Here is a 21,078-nt window from a genome sequence, read left to right on the forward strand (position 1 = left end):
GCGCTGTAATTACAGCGCTTTTTCGTCTAAATTCTTTTCTACTTTTACTTCTACTTCTTTCGAGAAGAACCAACCGCCAACTGCGATTCCAACTAATACAATCCAGAATGTAAGTTTCCACGGAGTAGATTCTGGGAATGAATGCGGAATTACATTTAATGCAGGGTGTGCTAATGTATAGATTGCTAACTTCACACCAACCCAACCTACAATTAAGAATGCTGCAGTTTCAAGTCCTGGTTTACGTTTTAATATTTGTACGAAAGCAGTTGCTGCAAATCGCATAATGATTAATCCAATAAGTCCACCTACAAAGATAACAACGAATTGCCCAGTATCAAGACTACCAATTGTACCTAGTCCTGTTTTCGGTAAAGTCATTGCTAATGCAACAGCAGCTAAAATTGAATCAACTGCAAAGGCGATATCAGCAACCTCGACTTTAAATACAGTCCACCAAAAATTCTCTTGTTTTTTCTTTGCTTCTTTTTCTTCTGTGTCTTCATCCGTATTCTTTTTAACATACGTTTTAAATAAGTGATTACCAGCGATAAACATAAGGTAAATAGCACCGATTGCTTGCACTTGCCATACATCGACTAAGAACGAAATCATAAATAACGATCCAAATCGGAAAACAAATGCCCCCGCTAATCCGTAAAATAGTGCTTTTTTACGTTTTTCTTCTGGTAAATGTTTTACCATAATTGCAAGAACAAGAGCGTTATCAGCCGCTAAAATCCCCTCTAGTGCAATCAGGATGAGTAATACCCAACCATACTCCAATAATAATGATACATCCATGTACATTCTCCTCTCATTTCTATAAGTACTAAATAAGTGAAGAAGTTCCCCACTATTTAGTTTCCCCATACTCCTGCCTATTAACTTTGGAAGAATTTGGAAATTAATACAAAAAAGACCTCTGCCGTTAATAGGCAAAGGTCTTGCTAGACATATGTAATAAAAATGCCAACAAAGCCGGAAGAACTAAGTTCTACGTAATGACGACTTTGTTTCCAAGAAATATTCTTGGACGCTACTCCCCTTTGGAGATATGCTATTGTACTCTCATTATATGGATAATTTATACGGTTGTCAACCTGTTAAAATATCTTCGTTCGGATATTTTATTTTCCGGTTCTTTTTACGTGCAAATGAAAAAGCCAATGTTAATGGTCCCATTTTTCCAAAAAACATCATAAAGATAATAATAGCCTTTCCAATTATCGTTAAGTGTGGCGTTAAATTCATACTGAGACCGACTGTTCCAAATGCTGAAAATACTTCGAAAGCACTCATCAATAGAGGAACTCGCTCAGTAATACTTAAAATTAAAATAGCAGCGAAGATAAATGAAATAGAAATAATAGTAATGGTCAATGATTTGACAATGAGCGTATCTTTAATGGATTTTTTAAACACAACAATATCATCTTGTTCTTGTAAAAATTTAAATACGCCAAAAAACATAATTAAAAATGTTGTTAACTTAATTCCACCACCAGTTGAAGCACTACCAGCACCAATAAACATAAGAAGCATCATTAATAAAAGGGAAGGTTTTGTTAATGCAGAAATATCAACGGTGTTAAATCCGGCAGTGCGCGTTGAAATTGCTTGGAAATAAGCAGCCATTCCTTCTTCAAATGGGGTAAAACCTCTCATCGAAAGAGAATTATGAAACTCGAATATGAAAATAAAAACGGTAGCAATAATATTGACGATTAGAGTAGAAGAGAGCATGAGTTTTGAATGTAATGTAAGGTTTTTAAAGTTCTTTTTTCGTTTTATATCTATGATCACTGTAAAACCGATTCCACCTAAAATAATGAGAGAAGAAATAACGAGATTGACGAGAATACTATGAGAATGGGATATTAAATTATCGCTCCACACAGAAAAACCGGCGTTGTTAAAGGCAGAGATCGAATGAAAAAAACTATAATAGAACCCTTTAGCAATTCCGTATTTTGGTATCCATTCAAAAGAGAGGAGCAAAGTAGCAATACATTCTACTGTAAAAGAGAATAGAAATAATGCTTTGGCAAGACGAATGACACCGCCAATATTCGTTTGATTTAGTGCTTGTTGTAACAAAATTCGGTTCTGAAGACCGATTTTTCTGCCAAGCATAATTGCAATTAAAACAGCAAAGCTCATAATGCCAAGACCGCCAACTTGTATAAGTGTTAAAATTACACATTGGCCAAATAAGGTAAATACTTTTCCAGTGTCCACAACACCAAGCCCTGTAACTGTACAAGCAGAAACCGTTGTAAATAAGGCATCGAGCCATGAAATAGATGTTGTTGTAGCAATTGGTAGTTTTAATAAGCATGTGCCGACAAGTGATAATACAATAAAAGATAGAGTAAGAACACGAGGAGGGCTCATGCTAATATTAATCCGTTTCATCTCACATATCGTTCCTTTCAGTTTGTTCTTACTAGTATGTGAAAAAGCACTATTATGTATGTTGCAAATAGAAAGAGGCAGAGAATATCTGCCTCTAAGCCATATGTTATAGTATTATCCGCGTAATTGTTGTTGAGCTAAAGCAACAAGACGTTTTGTTACTTCGCCGCCAACTGAACCGTTAGAACGAGATGCTGTATCTGAGCCTAAGCTAACACCGAATTCTTGTGCAATTTCATATTTAAATTGTTCAAGTGCTTGTTCTGCACCTGGAACTAGTAATTTGTTTGTTTTTACCATGTTGACACACATCCTTTTGAGTAGTCCAGTTCAGCTAAGTTAAGTACTATCTAAACTGGTAACGTTATTTTATGTGGAAACGATGTACTCATACCCGGAAGTAATCGGTGTGATTAGAAGTTCTTGGATAGAAAAAAGAGTAGCAAAATTGCTACTCTTTTTTCAGTATTGTCGCTGTACCTTCCACGACAATATCATCGGATTGATTGTAGATGTTTGTTTGTAATGTAATGATTTTTTTATCATCCCGTTTTTTTATGACTTCTGCCACTACACGAAGTGTATCGCCGATTTTGACAGGAGCACGGAATGAAACGTTTTGGGACAAATAAATCGTATTTTTGCCTGGGAGTTTCGTTCCAAGAACGGTAGAAATAAAACTTGAAACGAGCATACCGTGAGCAATACGTTCTTTAAACATTGTCGTTTTTGCAAAAGAGTCTAAAATATGAATAGGATTTACATCTCCAGTCAATTTTGCAAAATTGATAACGTCCTCATCCGTAATTGTTTTTGTTAGAGATGCTTGATCACCGACTTGAATCTCATCATAACGAAGCTCCGGAACAGTTTGTGCTTCTTGGAATGGATTCATTTTGTCCTCCTTCTTTTCCATATCGAAAAATGTAAGCCATCTTGATGTAGTAGGAGGAAGAAAGAGTTTTGTTTGTGCTGCAGTTAGTTGCCACATTTTTCTTACTTGATGGAAGTAAATAGATTTTTTGAGTTTTCCTCGAACTGCTTTGCGAGTTCTAGTTGTTTGGACTTGAACTCTCCCAAAAAAACTTCTAACTGTTTTTGAACCTCTTCGCGTTGCGATTGTTGTTGTTCTATAAAGTGTTTTGTTGTTTCTTCAAATTGACCGCTAGTTTGAGTAAGAATAGACAAAGATGTTTTTGTAGGAGAAACAGTAAGTTGATGCATTTGAGTAGAAAGCTCATTCCATTTCCCTTGCCACTCGTTAATTTGATCATTTAAGGAGTTTCCAGTTAATTGCTTCACATAATCTGTATATTGGTTATTGAACTGAGCTGTGAATTGTTGTAGTTCTTTTTCTAGTTCATTTACTCCTGATGTTAATTTATGCAAAGCGTCTTGTTGTTGTTTTAACGTTTCTAAAGTAAGTTGCTCTAATTGTTTTCCAGCTGAAGAGAAGAGGGAAAGAGATTGAGACCAGTTTTTCCAAAATGCATCGACTAATTCGTATGGTTTAGTTTCCATTGTTTGACCTCCAAATGTTTTTTTGCATATTGTGAACGCAGATTACTCTGCTGTACCACCAGGTGAAGATGAAGAATCCTTTTCATCCTTTTCTGGAGAAGTAGAAAATGGAAAGAATGCATTGGTGTATAACGTGAAAAACGTCCGCAACATATTTTGATAATGTTCAAAAGAAGTCGCACATGTTGATAAATATTGCTCTCCATATTCAGTTAAAGAATAAATTCTTTTTGCTGGCCCTCCATCGCTTGTATCCCAAGTAGAAGAAATAAGGTTTTCTTTTTCTAACTTGCGTAGTGTTCTATAAACATTACCTTGGTCAACAGAAGAAAAGCCGATGTCCATTAGCATTTGAATGAGTTTGTAACCATGAAGACTCCAGTCTTTTAGACAGAGAAGTAAGAAAGGAACTAAGAAGTTTTTTGGCATGGAGTTTGGTTGTTTCGCTTGGTTTTTTTCCAAACTTTCTGGGTGTTCTGGTTCATTATGTAGCATGATTGTGCATCACCTCATGAATCAGTTAGATGGAATTTTTTGCTTATAAGTGCAATTTACACCTATCTGTTTTTAATGTCAATACATTTGTTGGAAAATAAAGAAAAATAAAATATAGACTTGAAGTTTTATTCAGAATATTAGAAAATAGTGAATAGGTTGAATTGTTTCAAAAACAAAAAAGGGAGTGTAGGCGAAGTGATTGATCAAAAATTCGATCCATTGCAAGCATGGAAAAATGCTTATGAACAAACCGAAACATTTTGGGGAAAAGCGCTCAATGAAACAATTAAAACAGAAGAATATTCTGCTTGGATGGGCAGCGTTCTAGACTTGAATTTGTTTTATCAAAAAGCATTAAATGATACGACAAAAAGTTATTTAGAACAAGTGAACGTGCCAACGAAAGAGGATATCGCTAGAGTAGCTACGCTTGTTATTAACTTAGAAAATAAAGTTGATAATATTGAGGAAGTTCTAGAAGAGAAAGTGGATTTGTTAGGACAAGCTCCTACATTAAAGCGTGATGTTACGAAAGTAAAACAAGATATTCGCACGTTAGAAGCAAAAGTTGATCAAATTTTAGAATTGCTAGAAAAGCAAAATGCAGTACTAGCTAAACTACAAGTACCTGTAAAAGAAGAAGTAAAGCCGGCGAATAAGCCAGAAAATAAAAAATGATAATAGCGTTTGTTTACAACGTGTAAAAGAGAGAGGGAGAATCTCTTTTTCACGTATAAACAACGAAACATAATTAATATATGGACTCTATTAGTATGAGTACCAAAATGATTCATAATAATCGTTCACAAATTCATTTAAGGGGGAAAAGAAATGGTTCAATTAAATGGCAAAGTAGCAATCGTAACAGGTGGGGCAAAAGGAATTGGAAAAGCAATTACAGTAGCATTAGCACAAGAGGGAGCAAAAGTAGTTATTAACTATAACAGCAGTAAAGAAGCAGCTGAAAACTTAGTAAATGAACTAGGAAAAGAAGGGCATGACGTTTATGCAGTTCAAGCGGATGTTTCTAAAGTAGAAGATGCAAACCGACTTGTAGAAGAAGCTGTGAATCATTTTGGTAAAGTGGATATTCTTGTTAATAATGCTGGTATTACAAGAGATCGTACATTCAAAAAATTAAATCGTGAAGATTGGGAACGCGTAATTGACGTGAACTTAAGTAGTGTATTTAATACGACAAGTGCGGTACTTCCATACATATCGGAAGCAGAAGAAGGAAGAATCATTAGTATTTCTTCTATTATTGGTCAAGCTGGTGGATTTGGACAAACAAACTACTCAGCAGCAAAAGCAGGTATGCTAGGATTTACAAAATCATTAGCGTTAGAACTTGCAAAAACAAATGTAACTGTAAACGCAATTTGCCCAGGATTTATCGATACTGAAATGGTAGCAGAGGTACCAGAAGAAGTGCGTCAAAAAATCGTTGCGAAAATCCCGAAAAAACGTTTTGGACAAGCTGATGAAATTGCAAAAGGTGTAGTATACCTATGCCGTGACGGTGCGTATATCACTGGTCAGCAATTAAACATTAACGGTGGATTATACATGTAATGAAGTAAGAAAAAAGTGCATATCCATATCAGGAATGCACTTCTTTTTTTAGAAAGAAATCGACCGAAAAGGAGATAGAAAAATGACTACATTCGTAACAGAATGGGAAAAGCAATTGGAGTTGTACCCAGAAGAATATCGCAAAGCATATCGCCGTGTGAAAAGAGCGAGCGAAATTTTATTACGCGAACCAGAACCACAAGTTGGTTTAACACCGAAAGAGGTTATTTGGACGAAGAATAAAACGAAGCTTTATCGTTACATTCCAAAACAAGAAAAAACACAGAGAGTCCCAATCTTATTAATATATGCTCTTATTAATAAGCCATATATTATGGATTTAACTCCTGGAAATAGTTTAGTGGAATATTTAGTAGATCGTGGTTTTGATGTGTATATGCTTGATTGGGGCACATTTGGTTTAGAAGATAGTCATTTGAAATTTGATGATTTCGTGTTCGATTATATTGCAAAAGCAGTGAAAAAAGTAATGCGAACTGCAAAATCGGACGAGATTTCTTTACTTGGTTATTGCATGGGTGGAACGCTAACGTCTATTTATGCGGCACTTCATCCGCATATGCCAATTCGGAACTTAATTTTTATGACAAGTCCTTTCGATTTCTCTGAAACAGGATTATATGGTCCTTTATTAGATGAGAAATATTTCAATTTAGATAAGGCGGTTGATACATTCGGAAATATTCCGCCAGAAATGATTGATTTCGGAAATAAGATGTTAAAGCCAATTACGAATTTTGTTGGTCCATACGTTGCTTTAGTTGATCGTTCAGAAAATGAGCGCTTCGTCGAAAGCTGGAAATTAGTTCAAAAGTGGGTTGGCGATGGCATTCCGTTCCCGGGTGAATCATACAGACAGTGGATTCGTGATTTTTATCAAAATAATAAATTGGTTAAAGGTGAACTCGTTATTCGTGGACAAAAGGTAGACCTTGCAAATATTAAGGCGAATGTCTTAAATATTTCCGGGAAACGTGATCATATCGCTCTGCCATGTCAAGTGGAAGCTTTACTAGATCATATTTCTAGCACAGATAAACAATATGTATGTTTACCAACAGGACATATGTCTATCGTTTACGGTGGAACAGCTGTAAAACAAACATATCCGACGATTGGAAATTGGCTTGAAGAGCGTTCCAATTAAAAATAAAAAATCCAACTAGCGTTGTGTTAGTTGGATTTTTTTATGGAAAATAACAAAACATAGAAAGGAGAAATTTACATTTTAGGAGTATAATTATGAAGCTTATGACTGGTAAGTTGTTTTGGAATAGAGGAGTTTCTGTACCTTGTTATCCAACGTTAGAAAATGATATGATATGTGATGTGCTCGTAGTCGGAAGTGGCGAAGCGGGTGCTCATATAGCGTATTCATTAGCGAAGATAGGAATGCGTGTTACGCTCATTGAAAAAAGAGCAATTGCATGTGGTAGCACAGCTGCCAATACAGGTTTATTACAATTTCTTCATGATAAATCGTTAACCTCTCTTATTCATACATTTGGGAAAGTAAAAGGGGTACGAGCATATAGGCTTTGTTATGAAGCCCTTAGAACAATGGAGAAGGTTGTACCGACTCTCGATATTAATCCCCATTTTATTCCGCGAAATAGTTTGTATTATGCGAGTAGAGATGAGGATATTTCATTTTTACAAGAAGAATATAATACGTTACGCTATTATGAATTTCCGGTTGAATATTTTACAGAGTCTGATATTAAGAAACGTTATTCATTTGCAAAACAAGCAGCATTATATACAAGCGGTGACGCAGAAGTGAATCCATATTTGTTAGCACATAGTCTTTTGCATAAAGCAAAGCAAATGGGTGCTACTATATATGAACATACAGAGGCAATACATATTAAACGAATGCAAAATGATCTAATTTGTTACACGAAGACAGGAAATAAAATAGCAGCAAAGAATATTATTATGGCGACAGGTTATGAAGCGCTTTTTGGAAAGAAAGAAAAAAATACAATAGTAGAAACGTCTTATGCAGTTGTTACAAATAAGATAGATCAGTTCGAAGGTTGGCATGAGCAATCATTAATTTGGGAAACGGCACGGCCTTACCTATATTTTCGAACGTATCAAAACCGCATTATTGTAGGCGGGTTAGATGAGGTGCTGAAAATTCAAAATATCGGCGATTCGAAATTATTGCATAAGCGTGATATCCTTATTAATATTGTAAAAGAAATGTTCCCGCAATTTAATAATATAGAGGCAGAGTACTATTGGGCAGCAGCATTTGGTGGTAGTCATGATGGTCTTCCTATTTTAAAAGAAGATAAAAAGATACATAATTTATATTACGCACTGCCATATGGGGGAAATGGAACTGTATACGGAATGGTATTTGCAAAACTATTTCAGCAGTTATTTACAAATAAAGAAAGTGATGATTTTTCTTTATTTAATCGATAGAAAAAAGGTAGCGAAGTGATGGAATGAGAGATATAAAAAAGTTTTTACAAAAATTACGTCCCGTACAACTTATTGTTTTGTTTTATTTATTAGCAGTAGTCGTATCGGTAATATTACTTAGTTTACCGTTTGTTACGAAGGCTGATGTGAAATGGACATTTATCGATGCCCTATTTACATCTGTTAGTGCGGTAAGTGTTACAGGACTTTCAGTTGTTACGATTTCAGATACGTTTACAACAGCAGGAATTATTGTATTAGCTCTAATTTTACAATTAGGCGGATTAGGCATCATGGCACTTGGCACATTCGTTTGGATTATAACGGGTAAAAAGATTGGTTTGCAGCGAAGAAGATTAATTATGGCAGACCATAATCAAGGAAATTTATCGGGTCTTGTAGAATTAATGCGTTCTATTTTAATTGTAATTATTTCGATAGAAATCATTGGAGCGATCCTGTTAGGTACAAGATTTTTACTGTACTTTCCGACTTGGCAAGAAGCTTATTTTCACGGTTTCTTTGCCGCTGTTAGTGCAACGACGAACGGTGGATTCGATTTAACAGGACAATCGCTAATCCCGTACAAAAAAGATTATATCGTTCAAATGATTCATATGTTACTCATTATTTTAGGAGCGATTGGCTTCCCTGTGTTAATGGAAGTGAAGCAATTTCTTAGTAAGAAGAGAGAACAACTTTTTCGTTTTTCGTTATTTACAAAATTGACGACAACAACATTTTTTGCACTTGTTGTTGTTGGAACCATCATGATTTTTTTACTAGAACGAAATCATTTTTTAGTAGGAAAGTCATGGCATGAAACGGTTTTCTATACGTTATTCCAATCTGTGACAACGCGAAGCGGTGGACTCGCTACAATGGATATACGTGAATTGTCACAACCAACGCTTTTATTTATGAGTATATTAATGTTTATTGGAGCATCTCCAAGTTCGGTTGGGGGCGGGATACGTACGACAACATTTGCGGTTAGTATATTATCGTTATATACATTTGCAAGGGGCGGTAGAACGGTTCGAGTCTTTAAAAGACAGCTACATGAAGAGGATGTATTAAAAGCATCTGTCGTTATGACAATGGGAATATTATTATGTGCCACGGCACTATTTATTTTATCCATTACGGAAAATGTACCGCTTATGAGTTTGATTGTTGAAGTTTGTTCTGCTTTCGGGACGACAGGTTTATCGACAGGTATTACGCCAGATTTAACAACTGTTGGTAAACTTGTACTTATTGTACTCATGTTTATCGGACGCGTCGGTATTTTAACATTTATATTAGCTAGTGGTGGAAGAGAACAACCACCTCGCTATAAATATCCGAAAGAAAGAATTATTATTGGATAGCATGAAGCCATTCTACCTGCGTTAGGTAGAATGGTTTTTTTAATCGTTAATTCCGAATTGGGGATGCATAAAAGCGTCATTTTTATTATCAACTTCTTTTTTAAGTAATTCTTGATTTTCTTCTGCAATCCACCCGATATCATTTGTAGGATGGATCCATTCATCCCCAGCCATAATGGCAGGGTCTACCTCATCACTCCAATTGTTTAAGGGGCTGTTCTCGGAATTGTATTTACTGTCTCCAATTACAACATCATATTGATTTACAAAAGGTTGTTGCATCTTTTTTCCTGTTCCTTTAAAAGAAGGGAAGTTCATTTGATGAGGGAGCGTCTCGTCTAAAATTGGCGATTGGATTGTTTCTTTCTCTTTCAAAGTAATCGCTCCTTTTTGTAATGGTTTGTTCGTATGTAGTATTTCCATCTATAAGCTCTTATGTACTTGTTAACACTTGCCAGTAATAGTTATTTCAGATTGCTCCAAACTAGAGTAGAAAGTAATTTCTTGAAAGCAGGTGAACGTATTGGTAAAAAGAAAAGTAAAACAAAATGCGGCAATTAACAATAATAAAACTCCGAAAGAAAGCTTACCAGATGCAGAATTTGCATTAGAGTATGAAGGAGAAAACAGTGCAAAGTATGCAAATCGAAATTCAAAAAAAGGTAAACAAAAATGAGGCGTTTTTTACAAACGCCTCATTTTTTTGTGGGATTATAAAGGTTTTTTTAATTATTTGTAAATTTCACATTTTCTATTAGCAGAAAAATGTGAAAAAACATAGAAGTAGCAACGTATTACACAAAAACAAACAACAAACAAAAGATTAATGTTGGTTTAATACTGCTTTTACACTAATTGTTTATATTTGAGTTGTACATAAGATTTGTAAAAGGAGAGAGAGACAGTGAAAAAAACAATCTTTAAAGCTGTAGCAACTGGAATGGTATTTTCGTTATTAATGGGGTGTGGTGCAAAGAAAGAAGAAAGTGCTGGAGCAAAAGTGAAAGATGATAAATTATCTGGATCGTTAACTGTTTACACAGCGATTGAAGAAGAGCTTGTACCGATTTATCTTGATTCCTTCAAAAAGAAATACCCGGATGTGAAGTTGAACATTGTTCGTGATTCAACAGGAGTTATTACAGCGAAATTGCTAGCTGAAGGAAAAAATACACAAGCAGATGTTGTGTGGGGAACTGCGGCGTCTAGTCTATTAGCTTTAGAGAAAAAAGATATGTTAAAAGAATACTCTCCAAAAGGAGCGGATCGTGTCCTTCCGCAATTTAAAGATGATAAGAAACCTGAAAAATGGGTAGGTAATACTGCGTTTATGACGGGGATTGCTGTAAATAAAGAAGAATTAAAGAAGAAAAATTTACCGATGCCAGAATCATATGAAGATTTAACGAAACCAGAATATAAAGGAACACTTGTTATGCCACATCCAGCTTCTTCTGGAACAGGATTTTTAACAGTTTCTGCATGGTTGCAAATTATGGGTGAAGATAAGGGCTGGGATTACATGAAAAAACTTCATGATAATATGGCATCTTATACGCATTCCGGTTCAAAACCAGCGAAATTAGCAGGTGCAGGTGAATATCCAGTTGGTGTGTCAATGGTTTATAGCGCTTTAAAAGAGAAACAAAAAGGTGCACCAGTTGAAGTTGTACTGCCGAAAGAAGGACTAGGCTGGGAAGTAGAAGCGAATGCACTTATTAAGAAAGATAATGCGAAAAATGATAAATTAGCACAAGCGTTTTTAGACTGGGCAATTACAGATGATGTAATGAAGTTATACTTCGAGAAAAATGGATTTGCGACAATTAAAAATGACTATAAACTTCCAGATGGATTCCCGAAAGATGTGACAGAAAAGTTATACAAAAAGAATGACTTTAAATGGGCAGCAGAAAATCGTGACAAAATTTTAGAGCGTTGGGAAAAAGAGTTTGGTCAAAAAGCAGAACCGAAAAAGTAAGTGAGTGGGAGAGAGAAAAATGAGCGAATATTTATCAATTCAACACATTCAAAAACAGTTTGATGCATTTACAGCGTTAAAAGATATTTCTTTTACAGTGAAAAAAAATGAGTTTGTTTGTTTATTAGGCCCGAGTGGTTGTGGGAAAACGACGTTGCTTCGCATTTTAGCAGGGTTAGAAGAAGCGACAACAGGTAGTATAGCTGTGAATGGGAAAGATATTACAGCATTGCCGCCTGGTAAGCGGAACTTCGGAATGGTTTTTCAATCGTATGCATTATTTCCGAATTTAACGGCGCTTGAAAACATTGAATACGGCTTAAAGACAAAAAAATATGGAAAAGCAGAAGTAAAAGAGAAAGCGCTATTGGCGTTAGAACTTGTTGACTTACTGAATGTAAAAGATAAATATCCTGCTCAAATATCTGGTGGACAACAGCAGCGAGTAGCACTTGCACGTGCGCTCGCTCTGTCTCCCGATATTTTGTTACTAGATGAGCCGTTATCTGCTTTAGATGCAAAAGTGCGTGAAAAGTTACGTAGAGAAATGCGTGATTTGCAAGAAAAAGTCGGAGTAACAACTATTATGGTAACGCATGATCAAGAAGAGGCATTAACGATGGCTGATAAAATTATTGTAATGAATCATGCGGAAATTATGCAGATTGGAACACCAGAGGAGATTTACCAAAGACCAGCCAATCCGTTTGTGGCAGATTTTATTGGTTCTATTAATTTCTTTTCAAAAAATAATGAAGAACATGCAATTCGTCCTGAACATGTAACAGTTGTGCACAATAATGGTATGAAAACTGTTGTAGAAAGCATGGAATTCCGGGGGGCTGTATACCGGACGGAAGTGCGGGTCATAGAAGAGAAAACACACCTTTATAACGAGAAAATCGTAGTGGATATATTGGCATCAGAAGTAGAAGCAACTTCTATTAGGAAAGGAAAGCAAATTCAAATCTCTTTCTCAGAAAATCATATGTTGTCATATGGAAAGAAGGTCATTGTATAGATGGAGATGTTAGAAAATTATCAGGTAGAAAATACGAAAAAAAAGATTAAGAGACGTATCGGTAAAGAAGAGTGGATACAGAGACTAGTAATTATCGGTATGCTTCTTTCATTTCTTATCATACTTGTATTGCCTTTATTACAATTGTTTACACAAGCCTTTTACGATAAAGATGGAGCTTTCGTTGGTGTTGCGAATTTCAGTAAATATTTCACAACATCAACTTTAGTTCAATCATTACAAAATACGATATGGATTTCGGGCGCGACAACAATTATTTCCGTTACACTCGCTTTCGTTTACGCATATGCGATCGCTCGTACGAATGTTTTTGGAAAGCGCATATTTCAGTACGTAGCGTTATTACCATTATTCGCGCCAACGATGATGCACGGTATAGCACTTACATATTTATTTGGTAATCAAGGATTAATAACGAAAGGGATGTTTGGTTTATTTGAAGGAATCCAAATACCGTTATATGGACCGGTAGGAATTGTAATGGCTGAAGTTATGTATACATTTCCGCAAGCATTCCTTATTTTATTAATTGCTTTTCAAGGATCTGACTATCGTTTATATGAAGCTTCTAATATGTTAGGAGCGAGTAAAACAAAGCAGTTTCTTACTGTTACTTTACCTAGTGTAAAGTACGGATTAATTAGTGCAATGTTCGTTGTATTTACACTTAGTTTCACTGATTTTGGGGCGCCAAAAATTGTAGGAGGACAATATAATGTGCTTGCTACTGACGTATATAAACAAGTAATTGGACAGCAAAATATGCCAATGGGGGCAACTGTCGGAATGATTTTATTAATCCCAGCTATCTTTGCTTTTGCAGTTGATCGTATTACGCAAAGAAAACAGGCGAATTTTTTATCTTCAAAAGCAGTACCTTACAGAATAATAAATAATAAGAAAAGAGATGTTATTTCGTTCGTATATTGTAGCGTAATAACGCTTATGATTATTCTTTTATTCGTTGCAGTTGGTATTGCTGCAAGTGTAAAAGTATGGCCGTATAATATGAGTTTTACATTTGAGCATTTTAATTTTTCAAGTTTAACGGGAGATGGACTTGAAGCGTTTAAAAATAGTGTAATTGTTTCAGCGGTTACAGCGGTTATTGGGGCAATTTTAACATTTGTATTCGCGTATGCAATTGAGAAAATAGACCAGCTACAATTTTTCCGAAAAACAGGTTACTTTTTCTCTATCGTACCTTTAGCAATACCAGGTTTAGTACTTGGGTTAGGCTACGTTTTCTTCTTTAGTCAACCAACAATACAAATATTTGGACTTTCCGTAACGAACCCGTTTCATTCTCTATACGGAACAATTGCTGTGTTAGTACTAGTTAATATCATTCATTTTTATTCTGTAACATTTGTTACGGCAACGACAGCTTTAAAGAAATTAGATCGAGAGTTTGAACTAGTTTCACAGTCGATGGGGATCCCGTTTTATAAAACATTCTTTCGAGTTACGGTACCGATGTGTCTACCAGCCATTTTAGAAATGGTAATGTACTATTTCGTAAATTCCATGGTGACTGTCTCGGCAGTTGTATTCTTATACGCAGCTGATTTTAAACTAGCTGCTGTGTCAATTGTAAATATGGATGATGCAGGAAATGTGGCACCAGCAGCTGCGATGAGTGTACTTATTGTTGTTACTAATATTGTAGTAAGAGTTGTATATGAATGGGGAACGAAAGCACTTCATAACCGAACGTCAAAATGGCAACAAAGATAAAGTGAAACTTTAATCAGTGGGGGGCATCCCCCGCTGATTAATAGTTGAACCAATCGGACTTTTAAGGCAGTATGATCCCCGCATAACTTCTTTGCGAGGGGGAGTCTTACTGCCTGGCGAACAGCGAGATAAATAAGAAGGGTGATGGATAGAATGAAAATAGAAGCAGTTATTTTTGATTGGGCAGGTACGACAGTTGATTACGGATGTTTTGCACCACTGGAAGTATTCATGAAAATTTTTCATAAACGTGGTGTTGAAGTTACAGCAGAAGAAGCACGTAAGCCAATGGGATTATTAAAAATAGATCATGTAAGAGCACTAACAGAAATGCCTCGTATTGCGAATGAGTGGAAGCGTGTTTTCGGACAATTACCAACAGAAGCAGACATTCAAGAGATGTATAAAGAATTTGAAGAAATTCTCTTTGCTATTCTGCCAAACTATGCCACGCCAATTGATGGGATAAGAGAAGTGATGGCTTCATTACGTAAAAGCGGCATTAAAATTGGCTCAACAACTGGCTATACGAGAGAAATGATGGATATTGTTGCAAAAGAAGCAAAATTACAAGGGTATAAACCTGATTTTCTTGTGACGCCAGATGATGTTCCAGCAGGTCGTCCGTACCCGTGGATGTGCTATAAAAATGCGATGGAACTTGGTGTGTATCCGATGAATCATATGATAAAAGTGGGAGACACGGTGTCAGATATGAACGAGGGCAGAAATGCTGGGATGTGGACTGTTGGCGTAATTCTCGGTAGTAGCGAGCTCGGCTTAAGCGAGTGGGAAGTTGAAACTATGGATCCGGTAGAACTTCATGAAAAGATGGAAATAGTTCGTAATCGTTTCGTTGAAAACGGAGCTCATTTTACGATTGAAACGATGCAAGAACTCGAGAACGTAATTGAACATATCGAGAAACAAGAACTTATTATTTCATAAAAGGGGCAAAGGATCATGAATGGAAATCACTACTTATTATTAACGCCAGGACCATTGACGACAACAAAAACGGTAAAAGAAGTTATGCTATACGATTGGTGTACATGGGATGTTGAATATAACACAATGGTGCAAGATGTAAGAGCTAAACTTGTATCGTTAGCAACGAAAGAAGAAGAGAAATATACAACGGTTTTAATGCAAGGAAGCGGTACGTTTTCAGTTGAAGCAGTGATTGGTTCTGTCGTTCCTAAAAACGGAAAGCTTCTTGTTTGTACAAATGGTGCATACGGTAAGAGGATTGTGCAAATGGCAGAGATGTTACATATAAATGTGGTCGTGAGTCAAACAGAAGAGTGGGAACCTACTAATATTGCAGAAGTAGAAAAGTTATTGCAAGAAGATAAAGAGATTACTCATATTGCAGTAGTTCATTGTGAAACAACTACAGGTATTATTAATCCAATTGTAGATGTATGTAAATTAGGAAAGCGATACGAGAAGGTTACAATTGTTGATGCAATGAGTAGTTTCGGCGGGATTGAAATAGACATTGCTGATTTGCAAATTGATTTTTTAATTAGTAGTGCGAATAAATGTATTCAAGGTGTTCCTGGATTTGGTTTTGTTATCGCAAATCGTGATGAATTATTAAAGTGTAAAGGGCAAGCACGCTCTTTATCTCTTGATTTATATGATCAATGGGAAACGATGGAAGAGCAAAATGGGAAATGGCGTTTTACTTCACCTACGCATGTTGTACACGCTTTTTATCAAGCCTTGCTTGAACTAGAAAAAGAGGGCGGAGTAAGAGCACGTTGCAATCGATATTATAACAATCAAAAATTATTGGTGAACAGAATGGAAGAAATTGGATTCGAATCATTAGTAGATGAAAAATATCAATCTCCTATTATTACATCGTTTATTTACCCAGAGGGATTTGAATTTCAGGAGTTATATAACGAGTTAAAGAGGTATGGATTTGTAATTTATCCAGGGAAAATTTCGAAAGTAGATACGTTCCGTATTGGAAATATTGGTGATGTACATGAGGAAGATATAAATCGTTTAGTTGATAGTATCGCCAAAGGAGCTGTTATAGGTTGAAAGTATTTTGCTTAGGTGGAGCAGGTAAAATTTGTCGTGAAGCGATTTTGGATTTAGTTCAATTTTCATCTTTTGAGACGATTACAGTAGCCGATTTTAACGAAGAAGAAGGCCGTAAAGTAGTAGAATGGCTCAACGATCCTCGTGTTGATTTTGTGAAAGTCGATGTGACAAATCATGAGGATATAGTTGCAAAAATGAAAGGCTATGACATTGTAATGGATGGTACGACGATAAAGTTAAATGGATTGTCTACTCGTTGTATTGCGGAAGCTGGGTGTCACGGTGTCAATTTGAATGGATTTGGTGAAGAAAATGAATCACATGCTATATTTGTTCAAAATGAAAAAACATGTTTACCCGGATTTGGTATGACACCAGGTGTAACGCAAATGATGGCCATGCATGCAGCAAATCAGCTAGATACTGTAGAGTCTGTTCGTGTAAGTCACGGTTCGTATCGTCCAATTGCTTTTTCTGCATCAATTACAGAAACAACGACATATGAATATGATCCAAATTTACCATCGCGTACAGTATATGAAGATGGTAAATTTAAGCAAGTACCTCCTTTTGCGCGACCAAGAGAAATTGAATTGCCAGCGCCTTATGGTAAAACAATGCAGTATATCATTCCGCATTCTGAAACGATTACGTTAGCAAAGGCACTAGAAAATAAAGGTGTCAAACTGATAGAGACAAGAGGAACTTGGCCAAAGAAAAATATGCAGCTCGTACGTGCTTTATATGATTACGGCATATTGCGTAATGATCAAATTGAAATAAACGGGAAAGAAATTGGCATTATGGATTGTATTTCGCAGTATTTATTACAATCGAAAGAAGGTCAAGAGACGGAAGTATACGGTTATGCACTTCATGTAGAAGTAGTAGGTATGAAAAATAATGAGAAACAGAGACATGTATTATATCATACACATCCGTTATCTGATGGATCTATTGTAGGATGGGAAAATTTAAGAGCTTATACGAGAAACGTCGGTATTCCATTTGGAATTGCTACCGAGTTAATTGCAAATGGGAATGTAAATAAAATGGGTGTTGTTACGCCTGAAGAAGCTTTCGAAAATCCACAACTTGTTTTTGATGAACTAGAAAAGCGCGGCATTTATATTCATGAAGAGGTTTCTACTTACAAAGAAAATTATAATTTTGTATAAGCAAGGAACTTTATGAGGTAGATACAAATGGGGTGAAGCTATGTCTGTAGTAGGAGAAGAAAGAAAGCGGACTATTCTTGAAAAAGTAGAGTTTAAAGGAAAAGTAAAGGTTTCAGAATTAGCGAGAGAATTCGCTGTATCAACAGAAACAATTCGTCGATATTTAGAAGAGTTAGATCGTGAAAAAAAGTTGAAGAAAGTGTATGGTGGAGCTGTTCAACTTCCAGGTGCCGGGATAGAGGCGCCGATGTTAGAAAGAGAAATGCTACATATAGAAGAGAAGAAAAGAATTGGTTATAAAGCAGCAACATTTGTAGAAGATGGTGATGTCATTGCAATTGATGACGGAAGTACACCACTTCAGATGGTTCCATATCTTGTTCATCGAAAAAATTTAACGATTGTTACGAGTTCTTTTCCAGTAGCGACACAATTAATCTCTTCTATTAATAAAAAGATGTTTCACGGTGAAGTTTTATTTATTGGTGGAAAAGTATCCCCAAAGCATTCGCGTGTATCAGGATCTATTTCCCAGCAAGTGATTCATCAATTTCATTTTCATAAAGCGTTTGTTTCGATTGATGGGTTATTACCTAGTTTTGGCGTTTCCAGTTTTGAATTAGAAAAAGCAAAACTGTCGGAAGCGATGATGAAATTAGCTGAGAAAACATATATTTTATGCGACCATACAAAAGTAGGTGTAAAAGGGAATTATAGAATAGCAGGATTTTCTCGTATTCAACATGTTATTTGTGATAAGAAAATGCCATATAGTTTTGAAGAAGAAGTTAAGAAGCATAATATTCAATGGACAGTGTGTTAAATAAAGTGAAAGCAGTAATGAAATAAAAGGTTTGCATTCATGCAAAAAGTGGACACATTTTCTCATTTCCTTCATATAATTTACCAATATAAAAAAAGTTGGCTGAAGGAAAGAAGGGAGAATATGTCAGAACGCATATATAATAAACTTGTATTGTATGCAAATATTTTACAAAAAATTGGTTTTATTAATGAGAAAGAAAAAAGTGAAATTCTTCATACGATAGGTAAAAAATCCCTTTGAATAAAGGGATTTTTATTGTGTATCGCTAGAAACATATTTTACATGTAATATTGCAGTTATCAATATAAGGGAATTTTATTTTGAAAAAATTATATTAAGGCGCTAGTAGTAGTAACATTAGGCGACAAAGAAACAGAGAAAGCAGATGATAACTCTAATTCATGCCATACGGAAACAAAGAATCAAGTAGATAGCCAAAATATGATAACAGATAAATAATTAAGAGAATTTGTTAATAAAAAAGTATGTAATAGAAAAGATTTAAATACACCAATTACGAAAGAAGAGTTATTGCAAGTAAAGGACTTGTTTTTAAATACGAATGAGATTATTGATTATCGTGCATTGAAATATATGCCGAATTTTAAATTTTTAACAGTTGTGAATGCGAAGATAAAAGATCCGTCATTCTTTACGAACTTAAAGCAAATGAGAAAAATACGTTATTCTTTCATTAGAAGAATAACGTATTTTTTATTGTAAAATGAAGTAGGACATGGACGGCGGGATTGGTATGTGAGTAGCCTATTTTTACGAGGAGCGTTGAAATCATATTGACAAAAAAGCATTCTCATGTGATAATTCAATTAAATTTTTAGAATAATCAAAAAATACTCCTTTTACATAGAAAGGATTCGAACATTATATAAATATTACGACGGGGGTGACGAAATGTTATTTTTTCTGAAGAAATGGAATGAATTAAAAGATGTGAAATCTGAATTGGCACTTCGTGATTGGTTTTATGGTACAAAAATTAGTTTATCGTTATGTACGTCAAAAGAGCCATTAACATTTTTAGTGAATGTCGAGGGAAGAGATAAAGGATTGTTTTCAGAAGAGGATTTTATTGTTGTCAATTGCATGTGTGAGCCAGTGTTTGAAAACGAGGAAAAACCAGCGGTAGAGTCATTCATGCATGCGGATATTTATAAAAAAAGCAGTGCGGAATGTATTTTACAAGTACAGACTGTAGATAGCCATTTAATATCAGAGTTATACGGAGAAGAAAGAGAAGTAACATTCGATAAACGTAGCGTGGAACGTGTTTTTGGAAAAGAAGGTATAACAGAAATGACAATTCCAATTGTAGAAGATGAAAAGAAATTTGCTGATTTGTTAGAAAGTAATGTTCCGAATTTTATTGAAGGTGGAGGAGTAGTTCTCGTTCATAATTACGGCATGATTGTGTGGGGGAAAACGCCAGAAGAAGCGAAAAAATGGCTAGAGGGTATAGAATATTTAATGAACTATCATGTAAAGTTGTTAATGATAAAAGGTGCGAAGAGCTCTGTTATATAAAAATGTTTGAGATGTTGTTACAATTCCATAAATAAATGAAAGCGTTTTAAAAATAATTTTACTCATAAAATATAGGTCTCCTTATTATATATAGATTACATGTTGACATGTAAGGAGGAACATATTTTGCGAGTTAAATATCATTTTCTGCCAAAACAGCAGGTGACTTATTGCAAGATAAATGATACTGGTGAAAAAGCATTACAAATTATGAATGAAACGGGATTTCGAGCAATCCCTGTATTAGCAGAAGATGAGAAGCTATTCATGGGGATTATTTATAAAGTAGATTTATTAGAAAAGAAGTGTAATAGCGGATTAGAGCATGTAAGTGCAGGAGATATGTTAGAAAATTCCTCTGCATTTATTTTTGAAAAGGATTCTTTCTTCAGAGCTTTTTATGTGATTCGTCGTCTCCCATTTTTAGCGGTGCTAAATGATTATAATGAATTTGTTGGTATCTTAACACATTCCAATGTATTTGATGTTATTGAAGACTCATTCGGTATGCGGACGGGTGGTTATATATTAACAATTGCAACACAAGATTGTAAGGGAACGATTAAAGAGCTTGGGACATTGTTAAAAGCATATAATATCGGTGGGTTGTTTACGCTAGATAACGGTGATCAATATATTCGCCGTATTATCGTAAATATATCAGATGAGTTAGATGAAAAAAGATTAAAGAAATTAATCGAAAAAATAGAAAAAAAAGGATTCAGAGTGAGTCATGTAGATTATATTTAAGTGAAAAGGTAAGGTACCAATCTGCTATATGTAGAGTGGTACCTTTTTTTCGTGTAAGTGATGAATTGTCTCCCACTATTTTTGGGAGCACCGCCGCCCGTAAACGCCCGATTGGTGAG

General features: G+C 35.3%; 22 protein-coding genes, 1 pseudogene and 1 riboswitch. Of the genes and pseudogenes, 16 read left to right on the forward strand and 7 right to left on the reverse strand.

The genetic code is table 11. The features are described from left to right. Positions 1 to 9: 9 nt before the first annotated feature. The 6 genes from DPQ31_RS06630 to phaQ form a co-directional block, all read right to left on the reverse strand. Positions 10 to 804, reverse strand: coding sequence for a TerC family protein (locus DPQ31_RS06630; RefSeq protein ID WP_000383309.1), 795 nt, complete (start codon positions 802 to 804; stop codon positions 10 to 12). Positions 805 to 895: 91 nt separating this feature from the next. Further along, positions 896 to 1,060, reverse strand: a riboswitch (yybP-ykoY riboswitch). Between the two features lie 38 nt (positions 1,061 to 1,098). Beyond that, positions 1,099 to 2,418: a TrkH family potassium uptake protein gene (locus tag DPQ31_RS06635; RefSeq protein ID WP_087970686.1), complete on the reverse strand. Its 1,320-nt coding sequence runs from the start codon at positions 2,416 to 2,418 to the stop codon at positions 1,099 to 1,101. Between the two features lie 114 nt (positions 2,419 to 2,532). Further along, complete coding sequence (locus DPQ31_RS06640) at positions 2,533 to 2,718, reverse strand: alpha/beta-type small acid-soluble spore protein (RefSeq protein WP_000241211.1); 186 nt, start codon at positions 2,716 to 2,718, stop codon at positions 2,533 to 2,535. Between the two features lie 151 nt (positions 2,719 to 2,869). Continuing rightward, complete coding sequence (locus tag DPQ31_RS06645) at positions 2,870 to 3,313, reverse strand: MaoC family dehydratase (protein ID WP_001067920.1); 444 nt, start codon at positions 3,311 to 3,313, stop codon at positions 2,870 to 2,872. 101 nt (positions 3,314 to 3,414) lie between these two features. Further along, positions 3,415 to 3,939 (reverse strand): polyhydroxyalkanoic acid inclusion protein PhaP, encoded by a 525-nt coding sequence (gene phaP / locus DPQ31_RS06650; RefSeq protein WP_000448600.1) that lies wholly within the window; start codon positions 3,937 to 3,939, stop codon positions 3,415 to 3,417. A gap of 42 nt (positions 3,940 to 3,981) precedes the next feature. After that, on the reverse strand, positions 3,982 to 4,434 hold the full coding sequence (gene phaQ, locus DPQ31_RS06655; protein ID WP_000903016.1) for a poly-beta-hydroxybutyrate-responsive repressor: 453 nt from the start codon (positions 4,432 to 4,434) through the stop codon (positions 3,982 to 3,984). A 198-nt stretch (positions 4,435 to 4,632) separates the two neighbouring features. Here phaQ and phaR point away from each other — a divergent pair, with 198 nt between their 5' ends. The 5 genes from phaR to DPQ31_RS06680 all read left to right on the forward strand — a co-directional run bounded on the left by phaR (position 4,633) and on the right by DPQ31_RS06680 (position 9,842). Further along, a complete protein-coding gene (phaR, locus tag DPQ31_RS06660; protein ID WP_208731711.1) occupies positions 4,633 to 5,115 on the forward strand; it encodes a polyhydroxyalkanoic acid synthase subunit PhaR in 483 nt (160 codons plus the stop codon). Between the two features lie 153 nt (positions 5,116 to 5,268). Next, positions 5,269 to 6,012, forward strand: coding sequence for an acetoacetyl-CoA reductase (locus DPQ31_RS06665; RefSeq protein ID WP_000250411.1), 744 nt, complete (start codon positions 5,269 to 5,271; stop codon positions 6,010 to 6,012). An 82-nt stretch (positions 6,013 to 6,094) separates the two neighbouring features. Then, positions 6,095 to 7,180 (forward strand): class III poly(R)-hydroxyalkanoic acid synthase subunit PhaC, encoded by a 1,086-nt coding sequence (phaC, locus tag DPQ31_RS06670; RefSeq protein WP_000206839.1) that lies wholly within the window; start codon positions 6,095 to 6,097, stop codon positions 7,178 to 7,180. Positions 7,181 to 7,275: 95 nt separating this feature from the next. Then, entirely contained in the window at positions 7,276 to 8,469 is a 1,194-nt protein-coding gene (locus tag DPQ31_RS06675) for an NAD(P)/FAD-dependent oxidoreductase (protein ID WP_087970684.1), read from the forward strand. 23 nt (positions 8,470 to 8,492) lie between these two features. Next, positions 8,493 to 9,842 carry a TrkH family potassium uptake protein gene (locus DPQ31_RS06680; protein WP_001204697.1) on the forward strand — a complete coding sequence of 450 codons (1,350 nt, stop codon included), beginning with the start codon at positions 8,493 to 8,495 and terminating at the stop codon, positions 9,840 to 9,842. 39 nt (positions 9,843 to 9,881) lie between these two features. Here the strand turns inward: DPQ31_RS06680 and DPQ31_RS06685 are convergent, their stop codons facing one another. After that, on the reverse strand, positions 9,882 to 10,265 hold the full coding sequence (locus DPQ31_RS06685) for a DUF3905 domain-containing protein (protein WP_000404293.1): 384 nt from the start codon (positions 10,263 to 10,265) through the stop codon (positions 9,882 to 9,884). A gap of 100 nt (positions 10,266 to 10,365) precedes the next feature. Here DPQ31_RS06685 and DPQ31_RS06690 point away from each other — a divergent pair, with 100 nt between their 5' ends. The 11 genes and pseudogenes from DPQ31_RS06690 to cbpA all read left to right on the forward strand — a co-directional run bounded on the left by DPQ31_RS06690 (position 10,366) and on the right by cbpA (position 20,959). Next, entirely contained in the window at positions 10,366 to 10,518 is a 153-nt protein-coding gene (locus tag DPQ31_RS06690) for a hypothetical protein (RefSeq protein WP_000240799.1), read from the forward strand. A gap of 228 nt (positions 10,519 to 10,746) precedes the next feature. Further along, entirely contained in the window at positions 10,747 to 11,823 is a 1,077-nt protein-coding gene (locus DPQ31_RS06695; protein ID WP_000750902.1) for a putative 2-aminoethylphosphonate ABC transporter substrate-binding protein, read from the forward strand. A gap of 19 nt (positions 11,824 to 11,842) precedes the next feature. Next, positions 11,843 to 12,844, forward strand: a complete 1,002-nt coding sequence (locus tag DPQ31_RS06700; protein ID WP_208731712.1) for a putative 2-aminoethylphosphonate ABC transporter ATP-binding protein — start codon at positions 11,843 to 11,845, stop codon at positions 12,842 to 12,844. Continuing rightward, positions 12,845 to 14,602: a putative 2-aminoethylphosphonate ABC transporter permease subunit gene (locus tag DPQ31_RS06705; RefSeq protein ID WP_140158587.1), complete on the forward strand. Its 1,758-nt coding sequence runs from the start codon at positions 12,845 to 12,847 to the stop codon at positions 14,600 to 14,602. It begins immediately after the preceding gene. 153 nt (positions 14,603 to 14,755) lie between these two features. Further along, complete coding sequence (gene phnX, locus DPQ31_RS06710) at positions 14,756 to 15,550, forward strand: phosphonoacetaldehyde hydrolase (RefSeq protein ID WP_087970680.1); 795 nt, start codon at positions 14,756 to 14,758, stop codon at positions 15,548 to 15,550. A 15-nt stretch (positions 15,551 to 15,565) separates the two neighbouring features. After that, entirely contained in the window at positions 15,566 to 16,660 is a 1,095-nt protein-coding gene (phnW, locus tag DPQ31_RS06715) for a 2-aminoethylphosphonate--pyruvate transaminase (protein WP_208731713.1), read from the forward strand. Next, positions 16,657 to 17,841 (forward strand): saccharopine dehydrogenase family protein, encoded by a 1,185-nt coding sequence (locus DPQ31_RS06720; RefSeq protein ID WP_208731714.1) that lies wholly within the window; start codon positions 16,657 to 16,659, stop codon positions 17,839 to 17,841. The genes phnW and DPQ31_RS06720 overlap by 4 nt, the downstream gene beginning before the upstream one ends. Before the next feature lie 40 nt (positions 17,842 to 17,881). Beyond that, entirely contained in the window at positions 17,882 to 18,664 is a 783-nt protein-coding gene (locus DPQ31_RS06725) for a DeoR/GlpR family DNA-binding transcription regulator (protein ID WP_000117656.1), read from the forward strand. Between the two features lie 357 nt (positions 18,665 to 19,021). Beyond that, positions 19,022 to 19,348 (forward strand): annotated as a pseudogene (locus DPQ31_RS06730) (NEAT domain-containing leucine-rich repeat protein); the annotation flags it as partial. A 231-nt stretch (positions 19,349 to 19,579) separates the two neighbouring features. Continuing rightward, entirely contained in the window at positions 19,580 to 20,209 is a 630-nt protein-coding gene (locus tag DPQ31_RS06735) for a class II aldolase/adducin family protein (protein WP_000896003.1), read from the forward strand. Positions 20,210 to 20,335: 126 nt separating this feature from the next. Next, a complete protein-coding gene (cbpA, locus tag DPQ31_RS06740; protein ID WP_001264225.1) occupies positions 20,336 to 20,959 on the forward strand; it encodes a cyclic di-AMP binding protein CbpA in 624 nt (207 codons plus the stop codon). Positions 20,960 to 21,078 lie beyond the last annotated feature (119 nt).

It is taken from the genome of Bacillus sp. COPE52 (assembly GCF_003355115.1).
GTDB classification, from domain to species: domain Bacteria; phylum Bacillota; class Bacilli; order Bacillales; family Bacillaceae_G; genus Bacillus_A; species Bacillus_A toyonensis.

Bases quoted from the DNA above. Each gene is read 5' to 3' on its own strand.
- DPQ31_RS06665 (WP_000250411.1), top strand. From the start codon at position 5,269: ATGGTTCAATTAAATGGCAAAGTAGCAATCGTAACAGGTGGGGCAAAA.
- DPQ31_RS06630 (WP_000383309.1), bottom strand. From the start codon at position 804: ATGGATGTATCATTATTATTGGAGTATGGTTGGGTATTACTCATCCTG.
- DPQ31_RS06725 (WP_000117656.1), top strand. From the start codon at position 17,882: ATGTCTGTAGTAGGAGAAGAAAGAAAGCGGACTATTCTTGAAAAAGTA.
- DPQ31_RS06735 (WP_000896003.1), top strand. From the start codon at position 19,580: ATGTTATTTTTTCTGAAGAAATGGAATGAATTAAAAGATGTGAAATCT.
- phnX (WP_087970680.1), top strand. From the start codon at position 14,756: ATGAAAATAGAAGCAGTTATTTTTGATTGGGCAGGTACGACAGTTGAT.
- DPQ31_RS06675 (WP_087970684.1), top strand. From the start codon at position 7,276: ATGAAGCTTATGACTGGTAAGTTGTTTTGGAATAGAGGAGTTTCTGTA.
- phaC (WP_000206839.1), top strand. From the start codon at position 6,095: ATGACTACATTCGTAACAGAATGGGAAAAGCAATTGGAGTTGTACCCA.
- DPQ31_RS06680 (WP_001204697.1), top strand. From the start codon at position 8,493: ATGAGAGATATAAAAAAGTTTTTACAAAAATTACGTCCCGTACAACTT.
- DPQ31_RS06705 (WP_140158587.1), top strand. From the start codon at position 12,845: ATGGAGATGTTAGAAAATTATCAGGTAGAAAATACGAAAAAAAAGATT.
- DPQ31_RS06635 (WP_087970686.1), bottom strand. From the start codon at position 2,418: ATGAAACGGATTAATATTAGCATGAGCCCTCCTCGTGTTCTTACTCTA.
- phnW (WP_208731713.1), top strand. From the start codon at position 15,566: ATGAATGGAAATCACTACTTATTATTAACGCCAGGACCATTGACGACA.
- DPQ31_RS06645 (WP_001067920.1), bottom strand. From the start codon at position 3,313: ATGAATCCATTCCAAGAAGCACAAACTGTTCCGGAGCTTCGTTATGAT.
- phaP (WP_000448600.1), bottom strand. From the start codon at position 3,939: ATGGAAACTAAACCATACGAATTAGTCGATGCATTTTGGAAAAACTGG.
- DPQ31_RS06640 (WP_000241211.1), bottom strand. From the start codon at position 2,718: ATGGTAAAAACAAACAAATTACTAGTTCCAGGTGCAGAACAAGCACTT.
- DPQ31_RS06685 (WP_000404293.1), bottom strand. From the start codon at position 10,265: ATGGAAATACTACATACGAACAAACCATTACAAAAAGGAGCGATTACT.
- phaQ (WP_000903016.1), bottom strand. From the start codon at position 4,434: ATGCTACATAATGAACCAGAACACCCAGAAAGTTTGGAAAAAAACCAA.
- DPQ31_RS06700 (WP_208731712.1), top strand. From the start codon at position 11,843: ATGAGCGAATATTTATCAATTCAACACATTCAAAAACAGTTTGATGCA.